The organism is Micromonospora sp. DSM 45708, from assembly GCF_039566955.1.
Lineage (GTDB): Bacteria > Actinomycetota > Actinomycetes > Mycobacteriales > Micromonosporaceae > Micromonospora.
This window is the reverse complement of the sequence record NZ_CP154796.1, coordinates 1,674,903-1,695,645: the sequence shown is the minus strand read 5'-3', so window position 1 is coordinate 1,695,645 and position 20,743 is coordinate 1,674,903. Positions and strand designations below refer to the sequence as shown.

Here is a 20,743-nt window from a genome sequence, read left to right as displayed (position 1 = left end):
CACCGCCGCGCCAACGGTCACCGTGTGTAAACCGGGCGCGTCCGCCCGGAGACGGCGGAGGGGGCCGACGGCACCCGCCGCCGGCCCCTCCGCGCGGGAGCGCTCAGTCGGCGAGCGCGCCGGCCGCCCGGCCCTCGTGCAGCGTCAGGTTGCGCCCGCTGCCCGGATCGAACAGGTGGATCTTCTCCAGGTTGAACCACACCCGGCGCGACTCGCCCTCCCGCGCCGGCGACTCCGCCGACAACCGGGTGACGAGGCTGGAACCCGCGCCGGCGAAGTCGGCGGCGCCGGCGTCGGCGGCCAGCTCCTCCAACTCGGCGGCGGTGGCCCGCTCCCCCTCCACGGTGAAGTAGACGTACTTGTCCGAGCCCATCGACTCGACGATGTCGACCGGCGCCTCGAACTCCAGGCCCCGGCGGCGGGTCTCGTCGTCGATCAGCGCGGCGTCCTCGAAGTGCTCCGGCCGGATGCCGAGGATCAGCTCGCGGGGCGCGTCGCCGGCCTCCAGCTCGCGGCGCACCCGCTCGCCGATCGGCACGTCACCCAGCGCGGTCCGCAGCTTCCCGTCCTCCACCGCGGCGTGCACGAAGTTCATCGACGGCGAGCCGATGAACCCGGCGACGAAGAGGTTGCGCGGGTGGTCGTAGAGCTCCTGCGGCGGGCCGACCTGCTGCACCGCGCCACCCCGCATGATGACCACGCGGTCGCCCAACGTCATCGCCTCGGTCTGGTCGTGGGTGACGTAGACCGTGGTGGTGCCGAGCTGCTTCTGCAGCCGGGACACCACCGTGCGCATCTGCACCCGCAGCTTGGCGTCCAGGTTCGACAACGGCTCGTCCATCAGGAACGCCTTCGGCTGGCGCACGATCGCCCGCCCCATCGCCACCCGCTGCCGCTGGCCGCCGGAGAGGTTCGCCGGCTTGCGGTCCAGCAGCGCGGTCAGCTCCAGCACCTTGGCGGCCTCGTCGACCTTCTGGTTGACGGTCTCCTTGTCCATCTTCGCCAGGCGCAACGGGAAGGCCATGTTCTCCCGGACCGTCATGTTCGGGTAGAGCGCGTACGACTGGAAGACCATCGCGATGTCCCGGTCCCGGGGCGCCTTGTCGTTGACCCGCTCGCCGCCGATGCGCAGCTCACCGTCGCTGATGTCCTCCAGCCCGGCGATCATGTTGAGGGTGGTGGACTTCCCGCAGCCCGACGGGCCGACCAGGATGACGAACTCGCCGTCGGCGATCTCCAGGTCGACGTCCCGCACCGCGGTGGTCCCGTCCGGGAACCGCTTGCTCACCTTGTCCAGCACGATGTCAGCCACTGTTACCACCTATCCCTTGACTGCGCCGGAGGTCAGGCCGGAGACGATGCGGCGCTGGAAGAAGAGCACGAACAGGATGATCGGTACGGTGATCACCACGGCGGCGGCACAGATCGCCCCGGTGGGGTCCTCGAACTGCGACTCGCCGGTGAAGAACTGGAGGGCCACCGGGACCGTGCGGGACCGCTCGGTCGAGGTGAGCGTGATCGCGAACAGGAAGTCGTTCCAGCAGAAGATGAAGACCAGGATGGCCGTGGTGAACACGCCCGGCGCGGCCAGCGGGGCGATCACCCGCCGGAACGCCTGGCCCTGGGTGGCGCCGTCCATCTTCGCCGCCTTCTCCAGGTCCCACGGGATCTGCTTGAAGAACGCCGACAGCGTGTAGATCGCCAGCGGCAGCGCGAACGTGATGTACGGCAGGATCAGGCCGGGCCAGGTGTCGAAGAGGCCGAGCTGCCGCTCGATCTCGAACAGCGGCGACACCAGCGACACCTGCGGGAACATCGCGATCAGCAGGGAGACCCCGACCAGCAGCTTCTTGCCCGGGAAATCCAGCCGGGAGATCGCGTACGCGGCCATCGTGCCGAGCACCACCGCGACCGCGGTGGCGATCAGCGCGATACCGATCGAGTTGATCAGGGCCCGGACGAACTGGTCGGTGTCGAAGATCGTCCGGTAGTTGTCAAGCGTCCACTCCCGCGGCCAGAACTTGCCGTCGGTGAGCGTGGCCGGCGTCTTGAACGACAGCGATGCGATCCAGAGCACCGGGACCAGCGCGAAGACGACGACCACGACGTCCAGCACGCCCCAGCGCAGCTTCGCCCGCGTGGTGGTTTCCACGGCCATGTCAGCGCCTCTCCCCATCGTCGCTGCCGGGAGCAGCGGTGCCGAACAGCTTCACGAAGACGAACGCGATGATCGCCACGGTGATGAAGATCAGCACCGACATCGTGGAGCCGATGCCGAGGTTCAGACCCCGGATCAGGTTGTTGTAGGCCAGCATCGACACCGACGAGGTCTCGTTGCCGCCGTTGGTGAGCACGAAGATGTTGTCGAAGACCCGGAACGCGTCGAGCGTGCGGAACAGCAGCGCGACCAGGATCGCCGGCTTCATCACCGGCAGCATCACCTTGGTGAACCGCTGCCACGCCGTCGCGCCGTCGGTGGAGGCCGCCTTGAGCAGGTCCTCCGGCACCAGCGCCAGCCCGGCCATCAGCAGCAGCGCCATGAACGGGGTGGTCTTCCAGATCTCCGCCAGCATGATGATCGCCAGGGAGCTGGCCCGTTCGGTGAGCGGCGCGCTGCCGTCGAACAGGTTAGCCAGGTAACCGGTGCCCGGCGTCCAGGCGTACCGCCAGGAGAACGCCGCGACGACCGTGACGATGCCGTACGGGATCAGCGCCGCGGTGCGGACGAGGCCCCGGCCGACCAGGGTCCGGTGCATGATCATCGCCAGGCCCATGCCGAGCACCAGCTCGACCGCGACGGTCACCACCGTGATCAGCGCGGTCACCCCGAACGCGGTCCACCAGAAGTCGTTCGTCAGCACGGTGACGTAGTTCTCCAGCCCGACGAACTTCCGCTCGTCGGGGAACCGCAGGTCGAAGCGCTGCAACGACAACCAGACCGAGTACAGGATCGGGTAGGCGGTGACCAGCACCATGACCAGCGCGGCCGGCGCGCAGAGCAACCAGCCCAGGCGCCGCTCGGCCCGCTTGTTGTCGCTCAGCGGAGCGCGGGCGCCGCGGCGGGCCCGCTGGGCGGGCACCGCGGCGTGCCGGCCGGCCGGCTGCTCCGCCTCGGCGGCGGCCTCCGCGCCAGCCGGAGTGGCGTTCACGCTCATGGCAGGACACCCTTCGACTCCAGCGCGTCGGCGATCGCCTTGCGCAGCTCGTCCGCGGTCCGCTCGGGGTTGATCCCCGACGGCGGCGACAGGATCGCCGACATCACCGTGGAGATGCTCTGGTACGCCGGGGTCAGCGGTCGCACCGCCGGCTCCTTCAGCTCCTCCAGGATGGTCTCCTTCATCGGGTACGCCTCGGCCATCTCCGGGTCGTCGTAGACCGACTCGATGGTCGGCGGCACGCCGTCGTTGACCGCGGAGAACTTCTGGTGCTCCGCGTTACGCAGGCAGCGGGCCACCTCGAACGCCTCGGTCGGGTGCTTCGAGTACGTGCTGACCGCCAGGTTGACCCCGCCGATGGTGACCTTGCTCGGGGTGTTCGCGTCGATGCCGGGCACCCGCGCCCACTTCACGTCCTTGGCCAGCTCCGGGTTGGCCTCCTGCATGGCCGGGTACACGAACGGCCAGTTCACCTGGAACGCGCCGCCGCCGGACTGGAACTCCAGCCGGACCGGGTCCTCGACCGCGTTACTGAACGACGGTGAGGTCACGCCCGACGTGGCGAACGTCTTGAGCTGCTCCAGCGCGCGTACGGTGCCGGCGTCCATCACCGCCTTCTTGCCGTCGTCGCTGAGGATCTTGCCGCCGGCGCTCTCGGCCAGCGTGTTGTAGAGCACCACCAGGCCCTCGTACTGGGCGCCCATGGTGAGCACCCGGTAGGGCTTGTTCTGCTCCTTGAGCTGCTGGGCCGCCGAGATCATCTCGTCCCAGGTCTTCGGGGGCTGCGACACCAGGTCGGCGCGGTACCAGAGCAGCTGCACGTTGGTGTTCTTCGGCGCTCCGTAGAGCTTGTCCTCGTACCGGGCGGTGTCGAGCGGGCCGGCGAGCGTCCCCTGCTCCACCTCGGCCTTGTCCTGGCCGGTCCACTCCCGGATCCAGTCCGCGCTGGCGAACTCCTGGGTCCAGGTGACGTCCAGGCCGAGCACGTCCATGCCGCTGTCCTGCGCAGCGAGCCGTCGCACCATCTGCACCCGCTGCTCGTCGGCCTCGCGCGGCAGCACCCGGTAGCTGATCCGGTAGCGCCCCTGGGCCTGGGCGTTGCAGTCGTCGACCACCTTCTGCAGGTTCTGCTCCGGCGGGTAGTACAGGTTGATTGTCGGCGTGCCACCGTCGCCGCCGGACCCGCAGGCGGCCAGTGGGGCCACCAACGCGAGCGCGGCGGCTGCCGCCGCCACCCGTCCGGCCGGCCGCCGTGCGGCCGTGTCGGGGACTGTCGTCATCACCCTCCCCCTCTCTTCGGCGAGAGCCGGGGAGGTCACCCGTGCCCCGGCGCACGGCGAGACGGTCGAGGCACCGGCCCTGCGCCCGACGCCCCGGGCGTTTCGTGCGGCAGAACGTGCCCGACCTGCGACGAAGCGAAACATCACGGTCACGTGACGGTGACCGCCGTGCTGCGGGTCCGGGCAGCCGGGCCTAGGTTGGGGAGATGGACGCCACCTTCTTCTTCGACCCGGTCTGCCCGTGGACCTGGCGCACCTCCCGCTGGCTCGTCGCCGTCGCCCAGGCCCGCGGGCTGCGTGTGGAGTGGCGGGCGTTCAGTCTGGCCATCCTCAACGACGGGCGGGTCGCCCCCGAGTACGCCGAGCCGATGGCCGCCTCCGGCCGGATGCTGCGGCTGGTGGAGGCGCTGCGGGCGCAGGGCCGGCACGAGGACGCCGGCCGTCTCTACACCGAGCTGGGTGCGCGCTGCCACGACGCCGGGGACCCGCTCGGCGACCGGGCCGTCGCGGCGGCGGTGGAGGCGGCCGGCGTGACGGACGCCGCGTCCGCGCTGGACGAGGAGCGCTGGGACGCGGCGGTGCACGAGTCGCACGCGCTGGCGTACGCCTCGGCCGGGCCGGACATCGGCTCCCCGGTGCTCATGGTGCCGGACGCGGGACGGGGCATCCACGGGCCGATCCTCACCGAGGTCCCGGGCACCGGGGACGCGCTGGTCATCTGGGACTCGATGCTGCCGCTGCTGCGCCTGGAGACGTTCCACGAACTCAAGCGCGCCCGCCGCTGACCGCGTTTGACGATCGTCCGCCGGCACGCCGGTGAGGCGGTCTGAACCGCGTCCCACCAGGTGAACGGCGAGACTACCGGGCGGGACGAGACTGGACTAGCGTTTCCTTGACTCCGTGGCCCGCGCGTCGCCGCCGCTGTCGACCCGCCGCCGGCTGTCCCCCACAGCTGCCCGATCGGTGGGTTCTCCCGGGAACCGCCGCCTCCACGCGTACCGGTTGGGCAGGATTCCCCCGAGGAGGTGCCGTCGTGCAGGACACCCGCGCTCTCGCCCTGTCGTTCGAGGTGAGCGGCCTGCCCCCGGTCAAGACCGAGGCCCTGTCCATCTTCGCCGCCGGGCACCGGCAGGCGACGCGGGTCCGCACCCTGCTCCAGGCCGCCTGCACGGCGGCCCAGCGCACCGGGTGGACCCCGCTCGCCGGCCCGGTCGAGGTGGACCTGACCATGCGCTGCCCGCCCGGGCACCGGACCTCCGACGCCAGCACCCTGCTGGGCGGTGTCTGTGCGGTGCTCCAGGACAAGAAGCGGGTGTCCACCATCGGCCTCGCCCACCTCGGGGTGCTGGTCGACGTCGCGCTCTGGTCCGACGACCGGCAGATCCGCCGGCTGTCGTACGCCGAGGAGCCGGCGGAGGACTTCTCGTACCTGGTCCGGGTGGCGGCCGTACCGACGATGGTTTGACCGACGCACGCGGTGGGGTACCGCGGACGCCGATGAAGGGAGCCCCGATGTCGGAGCCACATGTCACGCTCGACCCGAGCGGGCTCGATCCGGTGCAGCAGAAGCTGCGCGGCCCGTTGGAGGATCAGCTGACCTCGGCCCTGCAGGCGGCCGCCGAACGGCTCCGCGCCGGTTACTCGGGCGAGCCCGTGGAGGAGGTCTGCCGTCGGCTGCTCGACGAGACCCGGGCCGGCCTGCACCCCGACATCGCGGCCGGGTTCCAGCCGGACATGGACGAGTTCTGCCGGGTGGCGGTGGCGATCGTCCGGGGAGAGGTCGGCTGAGCCCGACCCACGCCGGCCCGACGCGGGCGGCGCGGACGGTGGTCAGCCGCGCCGGACGTCGACGGAGACGACGTGGGCGCCGTCCGGGCGGGTGGACTCGCCCAACCGCACCGGCACCGGCCCGCCGTCCGGGGTTCGCAGGCCGAGCCCGAAGCTCAGGTGCCCCTCGAAGTCGCCGGCCGCGGCCCAGCCGAGCAGCGTCGGGAAGCCGATCGCGGCCGGCGGGACGTCGGCGGTCCGGCCGCCCCGCGCGTCGTGTGCCTGCGCCGGGGAGAACCGCACCGACAGGTAACTCGTGCCGGGCAGCTCGACCGGGGCGCCGCGCCCCTCGGTCACCACCTGCGGCACGTAGCCGACCCGGTAGGACGGGGTGGGCCCGCGGAACGCGAACGTGATCCGGCTGAACCCCTCCGCGGGATGGTCGCCGACCTGCACCGCCACCAGGACGGGCAGCGACGCGCCGGGCGCCGTGGTGACCGGTACCCGCACCGGGTGGGTGACCCGGGCGGACGTGCCGGGCACCCCCCAGCCCCAGGTCACCCGCCAGGACCCGGCGGTCCCCTCGTCGGTCGACGCCGGTCGGGTGGCGGCCGGGGGCGGTGCGGCGGCCGTCGTGGCGGCGGGCGCCGACGCGGTGGCCGGGGTGGTGGTCGGGGGCGCCGGGGGCGCGCCGTCGTGGCCGGTCGTCGTGCAGGCCGCCGCGAGCAGCACGACCAGGCCGGCGAGCAGCGGTACGCGCTGGAGAGTCATGGTTCAGTGTCGCTCCGTCACCGGCCGGGACGCCAGGGGCGTTTCCCGGAGGGCCGGACGGGTCAGGACCGGGTCCGCAACTCCCCGGCCCTGACCCCGGCCGTCCGGAAGTGGTAACGGTCCACGCCGCGGGAGCACGGCGGGCATGGCACGACGCCCACGCCGGGCTCCAGACGGCGAGCCGATCTGCCCGCACTCAGCTCCACGGTGCTCGTACCACCGGACTCCGGTGCGCCCCCGCCTCACCCCGACGAGGCGTGGACGCCGGCTCAGGTTAGGCGCGTCCGCGCAGCTCGGACAAGCTTCGGCGAGGGCGGGCGGCTGTGATTGATGTCAATGTCGAAATGCGGCATGTCGACGTAACGAGGTCAGCCGGGCCGGCGCTGTTCGTCTTCGAGGTGCCGGCCGCGATCGGCCTCCCGGGACGGCGCGGACCGGGCCGCCGCCGCGCCGGCGATGAGCGCCAGCCCGCCGAGGTGCAGCGCGCGCACGCCGGCCGGGCCGGGCACGGTGGCCGCCGGCAACCCGGGCAGCAACAACGCTCCCAGACCGGTGACCGCCAGGGCGACCCGCCAGAACACCAGCGGGTTGGCCGCCGGGGCGGGCGGCAGCTCACCGTCGAAGATCGCGCCGTCGCGGGCCGCGCGCACCGCCAGCACGATCACCAGCAGTCCGCCGCCGCCGCTGGCGAACACGTCCGCGAACTGGAACCAGTACACCCCGGTCAGACCGTGGAAGTCGGCGATCCCGACCAGCCGGGGCAGGCGCTCGCTGTGGCTCACCCGGTCCCACCCGACGTGGCTGAACGCGCCGATCAGCGCCGAACAGACGGTGACCTGCCAGGGGTGCCGTACGCCGGCCAGCCCGGCGTACCGGGGCCAGCCGAACAGCCGGGGCGCGGGCAGGTGCACGGCGATGCCGGCGACCACCCGGCGGGCGACCCAGGCGTATCCGAGGGCGACCGGCAGACACCACCAGAGCAGCCCGCCGAGCGTGTGGGTGCGCATCCCGAGGTCGAGGCGGGTGCCGCTGAACAGGTAGCCGACGTCCGGCGCGACCGCGCCGGTGGACAGCGCCACCCCGTCGAACCAGCGCGGTCGCCACAGCTTCAGCGGCAGCACCGGCGCGAGGTGCGACGGGAACGTGAGCGGCACGTTCCGGACGTTACCGGCCGGCTCAGAAGTGCCGGGCCAGGTCCGGAAACGCGGCGAGTCGAATCACCCCGGGATCGGACGGGTCCAGCTCCTCGTGCTCCAGCATCCAGGTGTTGTCGTTCGGGATGAAGACCGCGTTCATGCCGGCGGCCCGCGCGGGCAGGATGTCCGAGCGCGGGGAGTTGCCGATCATCCAGGCGACCGCCGGGTCGAACCCGTGCTCGCGGGCCAGCCACCGGTAGGTGTCCACGTCCTTCTCCGGCACGATGTGCGCCGCGCGGAAGTGGTGCAGCAGCCCACAGGCGTCGAGTTTGCGCTGCTGCTCCTCGCGCTCGCCCTTGGTGAGCAGCAGCAGCTCGTGGCGGGTGGCGAGGTCGTCCAGCGTCTCCGCCACGCCCGGCATCAGCTCGATCTGGTGCCCGGCCAGCGCGGCGGCGAGCCGCTCGATCTCGGTGCGTTCCCGGGCGGTGGCGGGACGCTCGCGCAGCTTCTCCAGGCACTCGCCGAGGCTGCGCAGGAAGACCTTGCTGCCGTAGCCGTGCGCCAGCGCGTTGGCCCGTTCCACGTCGTCGAGCACGGCCCGGAGCTGCGCCCGGTCCAGCGTCGGGTGGTCCAGCCAGGTGAGGAAGTCCTCGATCACGCGCTCGAACAGGACGTTGTTCTCCCAGAGCGTGTCGTCGGCATCGAAGACCAGCACCGATCGCATCGAACCTCCCCGTCGCGGCCCGCACACCGTACCGCTGCGGAGCGGGGGCCCGTCACCACGTTTTCCCGGGGCGGGACCCCGCCGGACGGGCCGCGCGGACCGGCCGGTCGTCGAGCGGGAAGCGGCGGCTACCCGACTGCGGAATTCCTGGTCGGGCGCGATGCTTCGGCCATGACTCCCGCACCCGCCCCATCCCCTCCGACGTGGCTGCGGCACCGGCGACGCACGGCCGTCGCCGTGGCGGCCACGCTCGCCGCCGCCGTCGGCGCGCTGCCGGCGACCCCGGCCCTCGCGGTCAACGCCGCGCACACCACCGTGGTCAGCGCGCAGCCGGCGGCCTGGACGCCGCACGCGCTCGACGGCACCGTGTACCGGATCCTCCAGATCGGTGACCGGGTCTACCTGGCCGGCTCGTTCACCAAGGTGCGCAACGCGAACACCACCGCGCAGTTGGCGATGCCCCGGCTGGTGGCGTTCGACGCCGCCACCGGGCGGATCGACACCGCGTTCAAGCCGGTGGTCAACGGCACCGTCAAGGCGCTCGCCGCCTCGGCGGACGGCCGCTCGCTCTATCTGGGCGGCGCGTTCACCACGGTCAACGGCGTGGCCGCGCCCCGGGTGGCCCGGGTCGACGCGGCCACCGGCGCACGCGTCACCGGCTTCGCCCCGGCCGCGCTCAACAACCAGGTCAACGACATGCGGCTGGTCGGCGACCGGCTGATCGTGGGCGGCGCGTTCCAGACCGTGGGCGGGGTGACCCGGCGCGGCCTGGCCGCCCTGCACGCGACCACCGGCGCCGCCGACGCCTCGGTGAACCTGCGGCTCGACGGCGCACGGGTCACCTCCTCCGGTGCCACCTCCCCGGTGAAGGTGGAGGCGCTGGACGTCTCCGCCGACGGCCGGCGGCTGGTCCTCGCCGGCAACTTCAGCACCGTGTCCGGCGCGGCGCGGCACCAGCTCGCGGTGGCCGACCTGAGCGCCACCGGCGCCACGCTCTCCGGCTGGGCCACCACGCGCTACCAGCCGCAGTGCGCCAAGACGATGCCGGCCTACCTGCGCGGGGTGGACATCTCTCCGGACGGCGCCTGGTTCGCGGTGGTCACCACCGGTGGCCCGTTCCCGGGCACGCTCTGCGACACCGCGGCGCGCTTCGAGTTCGGCGCCGCCACCGCCGGCAAGCAGCCGACCTGGGCCAACTACACCGGCGGCGACACCCTGCTGTCGGTGGCGGTCACCGGCGCGGCGGTCTACGTCGGGGGCCACCAACGCTGGCTGGACAACCCGTCGGGCCGCAACTCCGCGGGCCCCGGCGCGGTGTCCCGGCCGGGCATCGGGGCGATCCACCCGACCACCGGCAAGGCGCTGGCGTGGAACCCGACCAAGGACCGTGGGGTCGGCACCGCCGAGCTGTACGCCACCGAACGCGGCCTGTGGGTCGGCAGCGACACGGTGACGGTGGCCGGCGAGTACCACGCCCGGGTGGCGTTCCTCCCGCTGCCGTGAGCGGTGCGGGGGCGTACCGTTCGGTCGCGCCCCCGTGCCTCAGCGGCGCAGCGTGAGGATCAGGTCGGCGACCAGGGCCGTCCATCCGGTCTGGTGCCACGCGCCGAGCCCCGCGCCGTTGTCGCCGTGGAAGTACTCCGGGAAGCAGATCAGGTCCCGCCAGTCCGGGTGGGTCTGGAACAGCTGCGCCGCGCCGTAGATCGGTCGCCGCCCCCACCCGTCGCGGGTGAACAGCGAGATCAGCCGCGCGGACAGGTCGTCGGCGATCTCGTCGAGCGTCCGCTTGGCCCCGGAGCGGGTCGGGTACTCGACCTGGAGATCGTCGCCGAAGAACGCGGCGTGCTCGCGCAACGCGGTGATCAGCAGGAAGTTCGTCGGCATCCAGATCGGGCCGCGCCAGTTCGAGTTGCCGCCGAACAGGCCGCTCGTCGACTCCGCCGGCTCGTAGCCGACGCTGAACTCCTGCCCGCCCAGCGTGACCGTGAACGGCTTGTCCAGGTGGGCGCGGGACAGCGTCCGCAGGCCGTAGTCGGAGAGGAACTCGTCGGTGTCGAGCATCCGGGCCAGCAGCCGCACCACCTGCTCCGGGCCGACCATGGACAGCAGCCGCTGCTGGGTACCGTCCGGGCCGAGCCGACGGGCGCCGATCACGTCGGCGTACTCGGGGCGGTTGGTGAGGAACCAGCGCAGCCGGGCGCCCAACTCGGGCAGGCGGCGCATGGTCCGCGTGGTGATCCGGGTGACCGCGGCCAGCGGCAGCAGCCCGACCACCGAGCGGACCTTCAGCGGCACCTGGGTGCCGTCGGCCAGCCGCAGCACGTCGTAGAAGAACGCGTCCTCGGCGTCCCACAGCCCCTGGGAGTACGCCGCCGCGGCGATGTACGCGAAGTGCTCGAAGAACTTCGTCGCGGTGTCCACGTACGCGCGGTCGTGCTCGGCCAGCACGATGGCCATGTCGAGCAGGTTGAGCGCGTACATGGCCATCCAGCCGGTGCCGTCGGACTGCTCCAGCGTGCCGGCCACCGGCAGCGCGGCCGAGCGGTCGAACGGGCCGACGTTGTCCAGCCCGAGGAAGCCGCCCTCGAACACGTTGTTGCCGCCGGTGTCCTTGCGGTTGACCCACCAGGTGAAGTTGAGCAGCAGCTTCTGCATCACCCGGGCGAGGAAGTCGTGGTCGCGGGCGCCGTCGATCTCGAAGACCTTCAACGCGGCCCAGGCGTGCACCGGTGGGTTCACGTCGCCGAACGCCCACTCGTACGCCGGGATCTGCCCGTTCGGGTGCAGGTACCACTCGCGGAGCAGGAGCAGGATCTGCTCCTTGGCGAACCCGGGGTCGACCCGGGCGAGGCTGACGCAGTGGAAGGCCAGGTCCCAGGCGGCGTACCAGGGGTACTCCCACGGGTCCGGCATGGAGAACACGTCGAAGCTGGTCATGTGCCACCAGGCGCTGTTGCGTCCGTGCCGCCGGCCGGCCGGCGGCGGCGAGCCCGGATCGCCCTCCAGCCACCGCTTGACGTCGAAGTGGTAGAACTGCTTGCCCCACATCAGCCCGGCGATGGCCTGGCGGGCGACCAGCGCCTCGTCGGGGGTCGCCGCGGCCGGGATGAGGCTGTCGAAGAAGCGGTTCGCCTCGGCGCGCCGCGCCCAGAGCACGGTGTCGAACCCGTCGCCGAGGTCGGCCGCGGCGGGCGGTTCGCCCGCCGGGGGCGGCGCGGTGCGGGTCAGCCGCAGCCGGATCCGCCGCTGCCCGCCGGCCGGCACGTCGAGCACGTAGTGCAGCGCGCCCTTGGTGCCGACCCGCTCCGGGTTGACGGTGGCGGCGCCGGCCACCACGTGGTCGTTGATCCCGTCCTTCGGGTACGCCGACCGCCCGGGCAGCCCCCACAGCCGCTCGGCGTTGGTCTCGTTGTCGCACAGCAGCGGCGTCGGCGCACCGTCGCCCTCCAGCAGCAACTGGCCCAGCACCCAGTGCTCGCCGACCAGCCGGGAACCGGCGCCGTGCAGCTGGGGGACCCGGTCGGCGCCCGGCAGGCCCCACGCCCAGGTGTTGCGGAACCAGAGCGTGGGCAGCACGTGCAGGGTGGCGTCCTGATCGCCCCGGTTCGCGACCGTGACCAGGATGCACATGTCGGTCGGGGACGCCTTGGCGTAGTCGACGGTCACCGCCCAGTACCGGTCGTCGTCGAAGATGCCGGTGTCCACCAGCTCGTACTCGGTGTCCTCCCGGCCGCGCAGCGCGTTCACCGCGACCAGTTCGTCGTACGGGTAGGCGGCCTGCGGGTAGTGGTAACGCCAGCGCATCCAGGAGTGGGTCGGCGTGCTGTCGAGGTACCACCAGTACTCCTTGGCGTCCTCGCCGTGGTTGCCGCCGTCGCCGCCGAGGCCGAACATCCGTTCCTTGAGGATCGGGTCGCGTCCGTTCCACAGCGCCAGCGCGAAGCAGAACGTCTGCCGGTCGTCGCAGACGCCCGCCATGCCGTCCTCGCTCCACCGGTAGGCTCGGGACCGCGCATGATCGTGGGGAAAGTAGTCCCAGGCCGTGCCGTGCTCGCTGTAGTCCTCCCGTACCGTCCCCCACGCCCGTTCGGACAGATAGGGGCCCCATGCGCGCCAGGCCTGTTCCCCGGCATCGGCCTGGGCGAGCCGGTGCCGCTCGGGGTCGGGGGTCTCGGGGGTCGGGCGGTCGGTGATCACCCGCACATCTTCGACGCCGCAGGGGTACTTCTCCACAGCGGCCATTGTCGTCGTGGCCTGTCACACCTCGCTGCCGGTGGAGGAAAGTTGATCGACATCCGTTTCGGTCCGCAGATCTGCGGGACGCTGTCCGCCGCCGCCGAGCGGGAATGGCTGGTCACGGACGGGCGCGGCGGCTACGCCACGGGCACCGTGGCCGGGTTGCGCACCCGCCGCTACCACGGTCTGCTGGTGGTGCCCGGCGAGACGCCGGCGTCCCGCAAAGTGGGACTCGTGAGCCTCGACCCGGCGGTGACGTTGCCGTCGGGGCGACAGGTCCGGCTCGGCGCGCACGAGTGGTCCTCCGGGGTGGTCGACCCGCGCGGCTTCGAGTCGCTGGAACGCTTCGACCTCACCGACGGGGTGCCGCGCTGGCGGTGGCGGATCGGCGACGTGGTGATCGAGCGGGAGATCGCCATGACGTACGGCCGGTCCTGCGTCGCCGTGGTCCACCGGCTGGTCTCCGGCGGCCCGGTCCGGCTGGACCTGGCCGCGGCCTGCACCTGGCGGGACGCGCACGGCGAGCGACGGGCCGACGGGCCGGCGCCCCGGCTGGAGCCGGTGGCCGGCGGCGCGGTGGTCGACGGCGCGTTCCGGCTCGCCGGGCCGGACTGGACGCCGGAGGGCCAGTGGTGGCTCGGGGTCCACCACCGGGCCGAGGCCGCCCGCGGCCTGAACCCCGACGAGGACCTCTGGTACGCGGGGCGCTTCTCCGGCGCGCTCGACGAGCCCGGCGCGACGGTGACGGTGCTGGCCTGGGCGGACGACCTGGCCGAGGAGCCGCCCCCGGCGACCGCCGTGGTCGAGGCGGCCCGGCGGCGCAACCGGGCGGTGGTGGCCGCCGCGAAGCCCGACGACGCGGTCGAGGCGACGCTCGCGCTGGCCGCCGACGCGTTCGTGGTCCGCACCGCCGCCGGCCCGGACGTGGTGGCCGGTTACCCCTGGTTCGGCACCTGGTCGCGGGACACGATGATCTCCTACGAGGGGCTGTTTCTCAGCCCGAACCGGGCCGACGAGGGCCGGGAGCTGCTGCGCGCGCACGCGGGCACGCTGAGCGAGGGCATGCTGGCGAACACCGCCGACACCGGCCGGGTCGAGTACAACACGGTCGACGCCACGCTGTGGTTCCTGCACGCGGTGAGCCGGCACGTCACGGTCACCGGCGACACCGACCTCGGCGACGAGCTGCTGCCCGCGCTGCACGGCGTGGTCGAGGCGCACGTGGCCGGCACCCGCTACGGCATCGGCGTCGACCCCGCCGACGGGCTGCTCATCCAGGGCGGCCCACCGGACGTGGCGCTGACCTGGATGGACGCCCGCGTGTACGGGGTGCCGGTGACCCCGCGTACCGGCAAGCCGGTCGAGGTGAACGCGCTGTGGATCAACGGGCTGGCCGGGCTCGCCGAGCTGACCGAGCTGGCCGGCCGGGACGCCGACGCGCTGTGGGCGCTGCACTCCCGGGCCGCCGCGTCGTTCCGGGACCGCTTCCCCGCGCCGGCCGGCTGGCTGCACGACGTGGTGGACGCGCCGGCGCCCGCGTACCCGCTCGGCGGGGCCCCGTACCACGACGACGACCTGCTGCGCCCCAACCAGCTGCTCGCCTGGTCGCTGCCGTTCGCGCCGCTGGAGCCGGACGAGGCCACGCTGCGCCGGCTCACCGAGGCGTTGTTCACCCCGCTCGGGCCACGCAGCCTCGCCCCCGACTCCCCCGGTTTCACCGGCCGGCACCGGGGCGGCCCGGCCGAGCGGGACGCCGCCTACCACCAGGGCACGGTCTGGCCCTGGCTGACCGGCCCGCTGCTCGACGCGTACCGGAAGGCGGGCCTGCCCACCGCGGACCTGCTGGTCGGGCTGGACTGCCACCTGGCCGAGGACGGCCTGGGTTCGGTCAGCGAGACAGCCGACGGCGCGGCCCCGCACACCGCCACCGGATGCCCGTTCCAGGCCTGGTCGGTGGCGGAGCTGCTGCGCGCGCGGCGGATGCGCCGGTAACGCGTTACAGACCGGCAACCGGCGCGTCTCCGCCGGTTATCGCCCCCTGGGCAGGATGGGTCGCGACCCCACCGGGTGCCCGCGGCGGCGCCGACGGGTCGGGGACGTCCACAACTCAAAGGGGGCCGCGTGTCAGCTGACGCCGAAGTGATCGACATCCAGCCCGCCCGGCGCCTACGGGTGCTGCTGCTCTCCTGGGAGTACCCGCCCGTGCTCGTCGGCGGGCTGGGCCGCCACGTGCACGCGCTCTCCGTCGCCCTGGCCGCCGCCGGGCACGAGGTCACCGTGGTCACCCGGCACGCCGAGGGCGCGCCGCTGGAGGAGTACGCCGACGGCGTACGCGTCGTCCGCGCCGCCGAGGACCCGGTCACGTTCCCGCTCGCCACCGGGTCGCTGCTGGCCTGGACCATGGCGTTCAACCACACACTCACCCGGGCCGCCCTGCGCGCGACCGGGTCCGGCCGGTACGACGTGATCCACGCCCACGACTGGCTGGTCGCGCACACCGCGGTCACGCTGGCCGAGCACCTGGACGTGCCGCTGGTGACCACCATCCACGCCACCGAGGCGGGCCGGCACCAGGGCTGGCTGCCCGAGGAGATGAACCGCACCATCCACGGCGTCGAGCACTGGCTGAGCAACGCCTCCGCCCGGGTGATCGCCTGCTCCGGCTACATGCGCGACCAGGTGGCCCGGCTGTTCGACCTGTCGACCGGCCGGATCGACGTGGTGGCCAACGGCGTGGACGACCGGGCCTGGCGGGCCCGCCCGCACGCGGTCGCCGCCGCCCGCGCCCGCTTCGCCGGCGACGGGCCACTGATCGGGTACGCCGGCCGGCTGGTCTACGAGAAGGGGGTGCAGCACCTGGTGCACGCGGTGCCGCACCTGGCCGACCGGCATCCCGGCCTGCGGGTGGTGATCGCCGGGGACGGGCCGTACAAGGACGAGCTGGTCGACCAGGCGCACCGGCTGCGCCTCGGCGACACCGTGCGGTTCGCCGGCTTCCTGGACGCCACCGAGCTTCCCGCGGTGCTCGCCGCCACCGACGCCACCGTGATCCCCAGCCTCTACGAGCCGTTCGGCATGATCGCCCTGGAGGCGGCAGCGGCCGGCGCGCCGCTCGCGGTGGCCCGTACCGGCGGGCTGGCCGAGATCGTCGAGCCGGGCGTGACCGGGGTGACGTTCCCGCACGGCGACCCGGACGCGCTGGCCGGCGCCGTCGACCGGTTGCTCGACGACGAGGTCTTCGCCCGCCGGGTGGCGCGCAAGGCGCGTGCCATGGTGTCCCGGCGGTACGCCTGGTCGGCCATCGCGGCCCGGACCGCCGGCAGCTACGCCGCCGCCCGGCGGGAACACCACACGTTCCAGACCCGGCGTGCCGCCGCCCTGATGGCCGGGGGTCGGTCCGCGATCGCCATTCCGGACGGAAATCTGCTGGCCGGCGCGGCGAGCTGAGGCGACCCGCCCTGACGGGATAGGTACTGTCCGATCCGTTGGCTATTGTGGACCACGACCAGCGGTGAGGAGTGCGGTGCGGGACGTGGTGATCGCCGGACGGTACCGCCTGATCGAGCTGGTCGGCCGCGGTGGGATGGGCCAGGTCTGGCGCGCTCGGGACGAGGAGCTCCAGCGCGAGGTGGCGGTGAAGCAGGTCGTCCCCCCGAACTGGCTGGCCGAGCACGAGCGGGACGAGCTGCGCGCCCGTACGCTGCGCGAGGCGCGCACGGCCGCGCGGCTCAACCATCCCAGCGTGGTCCGGGTCTACGACGTGGTGCGGGTCCAGGGCGACCCGTGGCTGATCATGGAATACGTCCCGTCCCGGTCGTTGCAGGAGCTGATCGAGGCCGACGGCCCGCTGCCGTACCGGCGGGCCGCCGCGATCGGGGTCGCGGTGCACGCCGCGCTGCGCGCCGCGCACGAGGCCGGTGTGCTGCACCGGGACGTGAAACCCGCCAACGTGCTGCTGGCCCGGGACGGCCGGGTGCTGCTCACCGACTTCGGGCTGGCCGTGTTCGAGGGCGGTGACGGCGCCATGACCCGACCCGGGCTGGTGCTCGGCTCGCCGCAGTACGTCGCACCGGAGCGCGCCGCCGAGGGCGTGTCCAGCATCGAGGCCGACCTGTGGTCGCTCGGCGCCACCCTGCACGCCGCCGTGGAGGGCCGGTCCCCGTACGCCCGCAGCACCGCGATGGCGACGCTTGCGGCGCTGGCCAGCCAGCCCCCGGACCCGGCTCCGCACGCCGGCCCGCTGATGCCGGTGCTGGTCGGGTTGCTGCGCCGCGACCCACGCCACCGGCTCGGCCACGACGACGCCGCCGGGCTGCTCGCCGACGCCGCCGAACCGCTCGTCGACGCTCCGCCCCGGCCGGCCATCGACGCCCCGACCGTTCCCAACCAGCCGGTCCGGTCCGGCCCGCGCCCGGCCGGGGCGGGGCGCACCGCCGGGACAGCGCCGGCCGTCCCGCCGCTGAGCGGGTCCAGCATCGGAGTCCCGCCGGTCGCCCGGCCCGGCCCGCCGGTCCCGCCGCTGAGCGGCTCCAGCATCGGGGTCCCGCCGGTGCCCCGGTCCGACCCTCCCGAACCGGCGGGGAACGGAACCGTCGGCGGCGGCCCGCCGGCGAGCGGGAGCGCGCGGGCCGTCCCGCCGGAGCCGGACGCCGCCGCGCCGGGACGCCCGAACCCGCCCGCTCCGGACGACGCGGACGCGACGGCCCCGCCGACCGTGGCCTACCCGGACCTGATGCCGCCGGCCGCGGCGGCGCGCGCGTGGAGCCGGGCGGCGCTGAGCAGCGAGTGGGCACGACCGGCCGACAGCGAGCCGGAGCCGCCACCCGACCGGGAGCGCCACTCGGGCGGGCCGGAGCGGCCGGAGGGCGGCGGTCGGGCCCGGGACACCCCCGACCGGCCGGTGGGCGGGTTGGGGCCCACGGTCCTGACCAGCTTCGTGGACCCGGGCAGCCCCACCGGCCCGGACGGGCCGGCCGCCCGCGCCGACGCGGCCAGCCCGGTGCACACGCCGGGGCTCGGTGGCGTCTCCGGTGACCTGGCGCCCGGACTACCCGGCCGGACCGGGACCGATCGCACCGGCTCGCCGCTCGGCCCCGCCGGTGACGACCGGCACCGCACGACCACGAGGCGCTGGCTCCTCGCCGTGGGAGCCGCGGTTCTGGCGGTGCTGGCCGGCGTCGGCACCGCCCTCGCCGTCGACGGCGACTACCGGCCTCCGCCGGACGGCGACGACCAGGCCGCACCGCCCGGCCAGCCCTGGGAGCGACCGCCCCCACCCGGCGACGGTCCGGGCGGGGTGCCGACCCCACCGTTTCCCTGCATCCGCCCCGACGTGGCCGGCACACCGGTGCAGAAGGGTCCACCGCCGGCCGACCCGGCGGTGACCGTGCCCGCCGGCTGGGTCTGGCCCGCCGACACCGGCGGATTCCACATCGCGCTGCCCGCCGGGTGGCTCCAGCTCCGCTCCGGCGACACCACGTGTTTCCAGGACCCGACCACCCGGCGCATCCTGGGCGTGGAGCCGTACCCGGGTGGTGACCCGGTCGGCCGGCTGCGTTCAACCGAACGGGACCTCACCTCCGCCGGGCGTCTCCCCGGGTACGAGAAGGTCCGGCTCGCCGCCGACGGTGACGGCGCGGAGTGGGAGTGCCGCTGGGACGCGCCATACGGGGAACGCATGCACGCGTTGCGGGTGCTGCCCGGCGAGGAGGCCGGGTGGACGCTGGGCCTGACCACCTCGGACGCCGACTGGGCCGCCGCCGAGGACCAGTTCGCGCTGATTCGCGACAGCATCCGGCCGATCCGACCCACCCGCACGGCGGGATGACCGGTGGGGCGTCCCGCCGTCGCACCGACTGACTACAGTGGCGTAGTTTCGTCGATCAAGATCTTTGGGGAGGGCGAGCCGAGATGATGGGACCGTCCCACGCGCTGTCCGGCGCGGCGGTGTGGTTGACCGGCTCCTGGGCGCTGGACCAGTTCGCCGACTATCACCAGACACCGCTGGCGCTGGCGGTGGGCACCGCGGTCTGCGCGGGCGGGGCGCTCTTCCCCGACCTCGACCTCTCCGGAAAGGTGACCCGCAACCAGGGCGGCGCCACCGTGGCCCGGACGTTCGGCGTGTTCAGTCTCTTCGTCGCCGAGGTGATGGAGAAGATCTCGCTCGGCGTGTACTACGCCACCAAGCTCAGCAAGGATCCGCGCCGCAACAACGGGCACCGGACGCTGACCCACACCGTGCCGTTCACCGTGCTGGTCGGGTGGGGCACCACCGCGCTCTGCGCCCACTACGGCAAGTGGGCGGTGGTCAGCATCCTGTTCTTCATGATCGGCCTGGCGTTGCGCGGCCTCTTCGACGAGTGGGCCGAGCGGGCCGGCTGGGTGGTGGTCACGCTGGTGTCCGCCGCCGCGGCCTGGTTCACGTTCGCCAACCTGCCCGGCGACCGGGGCTATCCGATGATCGGCCTCGCCGTCGGCGTGGGCTGCTTCGTGCACATCCTCGGCGACATGATCACGCGGGCCGGGGTGCCGATCCTCTGGCCCATCCCGATCCGACGACGGATGTGGACGATGATCGGGCTGCCCAACAAGATCGCGCTGCGCACCGGCAGCAAGGCGGAGACGGTCGTGCTGCGGGGCGCGCTGACCGTGCTGGCCGTGCTCGCCACGCTGGGCCTGGTCGCGCCCTCGGTGCTGCAACGCTTCGACATCCAGGTGTGACGCGGGCGCGGCGCGGCGCACCGGGCGCGTCCGGACCGGATCACCGCGGCGGTGACGCCCCTGGACCTGGCCTCGGACCCCCTGCAAACCTGATGGCGTGAACGACTCAGGGCCACCGGCCGGCGGTAGCCGGGCCTGAGCCATCCACGCCATCAGGTTCGTAGGCGTTCGACATCAACGTCCCCGCCGGCCGCTGACCGGCAGCCCGGATCCGTCCGGCCGAGCTCAACGGGGCGTCAGCAGGCAGAACTCGTTGCCGTCGGGGTCGGCCAGCACCACGTCGTCGGCGGTGTGCCGGCCGACGCCGACCCGCGTCGCCCCGAGCGAGAGCAGCCGGTCGATCTCCGCCTCCCGGTCACCGTCAGCCGGCGGCGCGAGATCCAGGTGTACGCGGTCCCGGCCGTGCCTCGGCATCAGCGGCGGACCACTCCAGGTGATCTTCGCCCCGCCACGCGGCGACTGGATCGCGGTCTCCTGGTCCTGGTCCCAGACCAGCGGCCAGCCCAGCGCCGCGCTCCAGAAGTAGCCGACCGCCTGCGTACCGTCGCAGTTCACCGCGCCGACGGACCCGCAGCCGGCGAGGAAGGCGTTGCCCGCCTCGATGACGCAGAACTCGTTGCCCTCGCGGTCGGCGAGCACCACGTGCCCCTCCTCCGGGCCCTGGCCGATGTCCACGTGCCGCCCGCCCAGCCCGACCGCCCGGGCCACCGTCTCCCGCTGGCCCTCCGGCGACGCGCTGGTCAGGTCGAAGTGGATCCGGTTCTGCCCGACCTTCGGCGCATCGGTCGACAGGAACCGGATGCGCAGGCCGGCATCGCCGTCGGGTCGGAGCGCGACCCCCTCGCGTGGATCGTCGACCACCTCCCGACCGAGCAGATCCGCCCAGAAGCGCGCCAGCCGCAGCGGCGCCTCCGCGTCGACGCTGATCGCGTGGAGGTGGCTCGTCATCGCGCT

General features: G+C 73.4%; 17 protein-coding genes. 8 read left to right on the top strand and 9 right to left on the bottom strand.

All coding sequences use genetic code 11. The features are described 5' to 3' along the window. Positions 1 to 103: 103 nt before the first annotated feature. From VKK44_RS08025 to VKK44_RS08010, 4 genes are read right to left on the bottom strand one after another with little or no spacing between them, the layout of a single operon-like run. Positions 104 to 1,312: an ABC transporter ATP-binding protein gene (locus VKK44_RS08025; protein ID WP_343446214.1), complete on the bottom strand. Its 1,209-nt coding sequence runs from the start codon at positions 1,310 to 1,312 to the stop codon at positions 104 to 106. Positions 1,313 to 1,321: 9 nt separating this feature from the next. Next, the gene (locus VKK44_RS08020; protein ID WP_343446212.1) at positions 1,322 to 2,158 is read right to left on the bottom strand and encodes a carbohydrate ABC transporter permease; all 837 of its coding nucleotides are present in this window, start codon (positions 2,156 to 2,158) and stop codon (positions 1,322 to 1,324) included. A 1-nt stretch (position 2,159) separates the two neighbouring features. Further along, entirely contained in the window at positions 2,160 to 3,155 is a 996-nt protein-coding gene (locus VKK44_RS08015) for a carbohydrate ABC transporter permease (protein WP_343446210.1), read from the bottom strand. Beyond that, on the bottom strand, positions 3,152 to 4,435 hold the full coding sequence (locus VKK44_RS08010) for an ABC transporter substrate-binding protein (RefSeq protein WP_343446208.1): 1,284 nt from the start codon (positions 4,433 to 4,435) through the stop codon (positions 3,152 to 3,154). The genes VKK44_RS08015 and VKK44_RS08010 overlap by 4 nt, the downstream gene beginning before the upstream one ends. Before the next feature lie 206 nt (positions 4,436 to 4,641). Between VKK44_RS08010 and VKK44_RS08005 the strand changes: the two genes are divergently transcribed. The 3 genes from VKK44_RS08005 to VKK44_RS07995 all read left to right on the top strand — a co-directional run bounded on the left by VKK44_RS08005 (position 4,642) and on the right by VKK44_RS07995 (position 6,223). After that, entirely contained in the window at positions 4,642 to 5,220 is a 579-nt protein-coding gene (locus VKK44_RS08005) for a DsbA family protein (protein ID WP_343446207.1), read from the top strand. Between the two features lie 248 nt (positions 5,221 to 5,468). Further along, positions 5,469 to 5,900 (top strand): RusA family crossover junction endodeoxyribonuclease, encoded by a 432-nt coding sequence (locus VKK44_RS08000; RefSeq protein WP_343446206.1) that lies wholly within the window; start codon positions 5,469 to 5,471, stop codon positions 5,898 to 5,900. A gap of 47 nt (positions 5,901 to 5,947) precedes the next feature. Further along, positions 5,948 to 6,223: a hypothetical protein gene (locus VKK44_RS07995; RefSeq protein WP_343446205.1), complete on the top strand. Its 276-nt coding sequence runs from the start codon at positions 5,948 to 5,950 to the stop codon at positions 6,221 to 6,223. 42 nt (positions 6,224 to 6,265) lie between these two features. Here the strand turns inward: VKK44_RS07995 and VKK44_RS07990 are convergent, their stop codons facing one another. From VKK44_RS07990 to VKK44_RS07980, 3 genes are all read right to left on the bottom strand, one after another. Beyond that, positions 6,266 to 6,973 carry an AMIN-like domain-containing (lipo)protein gene (locus VKK44_RS07990; protein ID WP_343446204.1) on the bottom strand — a complete coding sequence of 236 codons (708 nt, stop codon included), beginning with the start codon at positions 6,971 to 6,973 and terminating at the stop codon, positions 6,266 to 6,268. Positions 6,974 to 7,341: 368 nt separating this feature from the next. Beyond that, complete coding sequence (locus VKK44_RS07985) at positions 7,342 to 8,127, bottom strand: DUF4184 family protein (protein ID WP_343446203.1); 786 nt, start codon at positions 8,125 to 8,127, stop codon at positions 7,342 to 7,344. Positions 8,128 to 8,149: 22 nt separating this feature from the next. Beyond that, positions 8,150 to 8,860, bottom strand: a complete 711-nt coding sequence (locus tag VKK44_RS07980) for an HAD family hydrolase (protein WP_458351621.1) — start codon at positions 8,858 to 8,860, stop codon at positions 8,150 to 8,152. 144 nt (positions 8,861 to 9,004) lie between these two features. Here VKK44_RS07980 and VKK44_RS07975 point away from each other — a divergent pair, with 144 nt between their 5' ends. Further along, positions 9,005 to 10,336, top strand: coding sequence for a hypothetical protein (locus VKK44_RS07975; protein WP_343446201.1), 1,332 nt, complete (start codon positions 9,005 to 9,007; stop codon positions 10,334 to 10,336). Positions 10,337 to 10,375: 39 nt separating this feature from the next. Here the strand turns inward: VKK44_RS07975 and VKK44_RS07970 are convergent, their stop codons facing one another. Further along, positions 10,376 to 13,075 carry an MGH1-like glycoside hydrolase domain-containing protein gene (locus tag VKK44_RS07970; protein WP_343446199.1) on the bottom strand — a complete coding sequence of 900 codons (2,700 nt, stop codon included), beginning with the start codon at positions 13,073 to 13,075 and terminating at the stop codon, positions 10,376 to 10,378. A gap of 42 nt (positions 13,076 to 13,117) precedes the next feature. Here VKK44_RS07970 and VKK44_RS07965 point away from each other — a divergent pair, with 42 nt between their 5' ends. The 4 genes from VKK44_RS07965 (at position 13,118) to VKK44_RS07950 (ending at position 19,789) form a co-directional block, all read left to right on the top strand. After that, positions 13,118 to 15,061: an amylo-alpha-1,6-glucosidase gene (locus VKK44_RS07965; RefSeq protein WP_343446198.1), complete on the top strand. Its 1,944-nt coding sequence runs from the start codon at positions 13,118 to 13,120 to the stop codon at positions 15,059 to 15,061. Positions 15,062 to 15,190: 129 nt separating this feature from the next. Next, a complete protein-coding gene (locus VKK44_RS07960) occupies positions 15,191 to 16,516 on the top strand; it encodes a glycosyltransferase family 4 protein (protein ID WP_343446197.1) in 1,326 nt (441 codons plus the stop codon). 76 nt (positions 16,517 to 16,592) lie between these two features. After that, on the top strand, positions 16,593 to 18,896 hold the full coding sequence (locus tag VKK44_RS07955; protein WP_343446196.1) for a serine/threonine-protein kinase: 2,304 nt from the start codon (positions 16,593 to 16,595) through the stop codon (positions 18,894 to 18,896). An 83-nt stretch (positions 18,897 to 18,979) separates the two neighbouring features. Continuing rightward, on the top strand, positions 18,980 to 19,789 hold the full coding sequence (locus VKK44_RS07950; protein ID WP_343446195.1) for a metal-dependent hydrolase: 810 nt from the start codon (positions 18,980 to 18,982) through the stop codon (positions 19,787 to 19,789). A gap of 225 nt (positions 19,790 to 20,014) precedes the next feature. Here the strand turns inward: VKK44_RS07950 and VKK44_RS07945 are convergent, their stop codons facing one another. Then, on the bottom strand, positions 20,015 to 20,737 hold the full coding sequence (locus tag VKK44_RS07945) for a VOC family protein (protein WP_343446194.1): 723 nt from the start codon (positions 20,735 to 20,737) through the stop codon (positions 20,015 to 20,017). Positions 20,738 to 20,743: the final 6 nt, after the last annotated feature.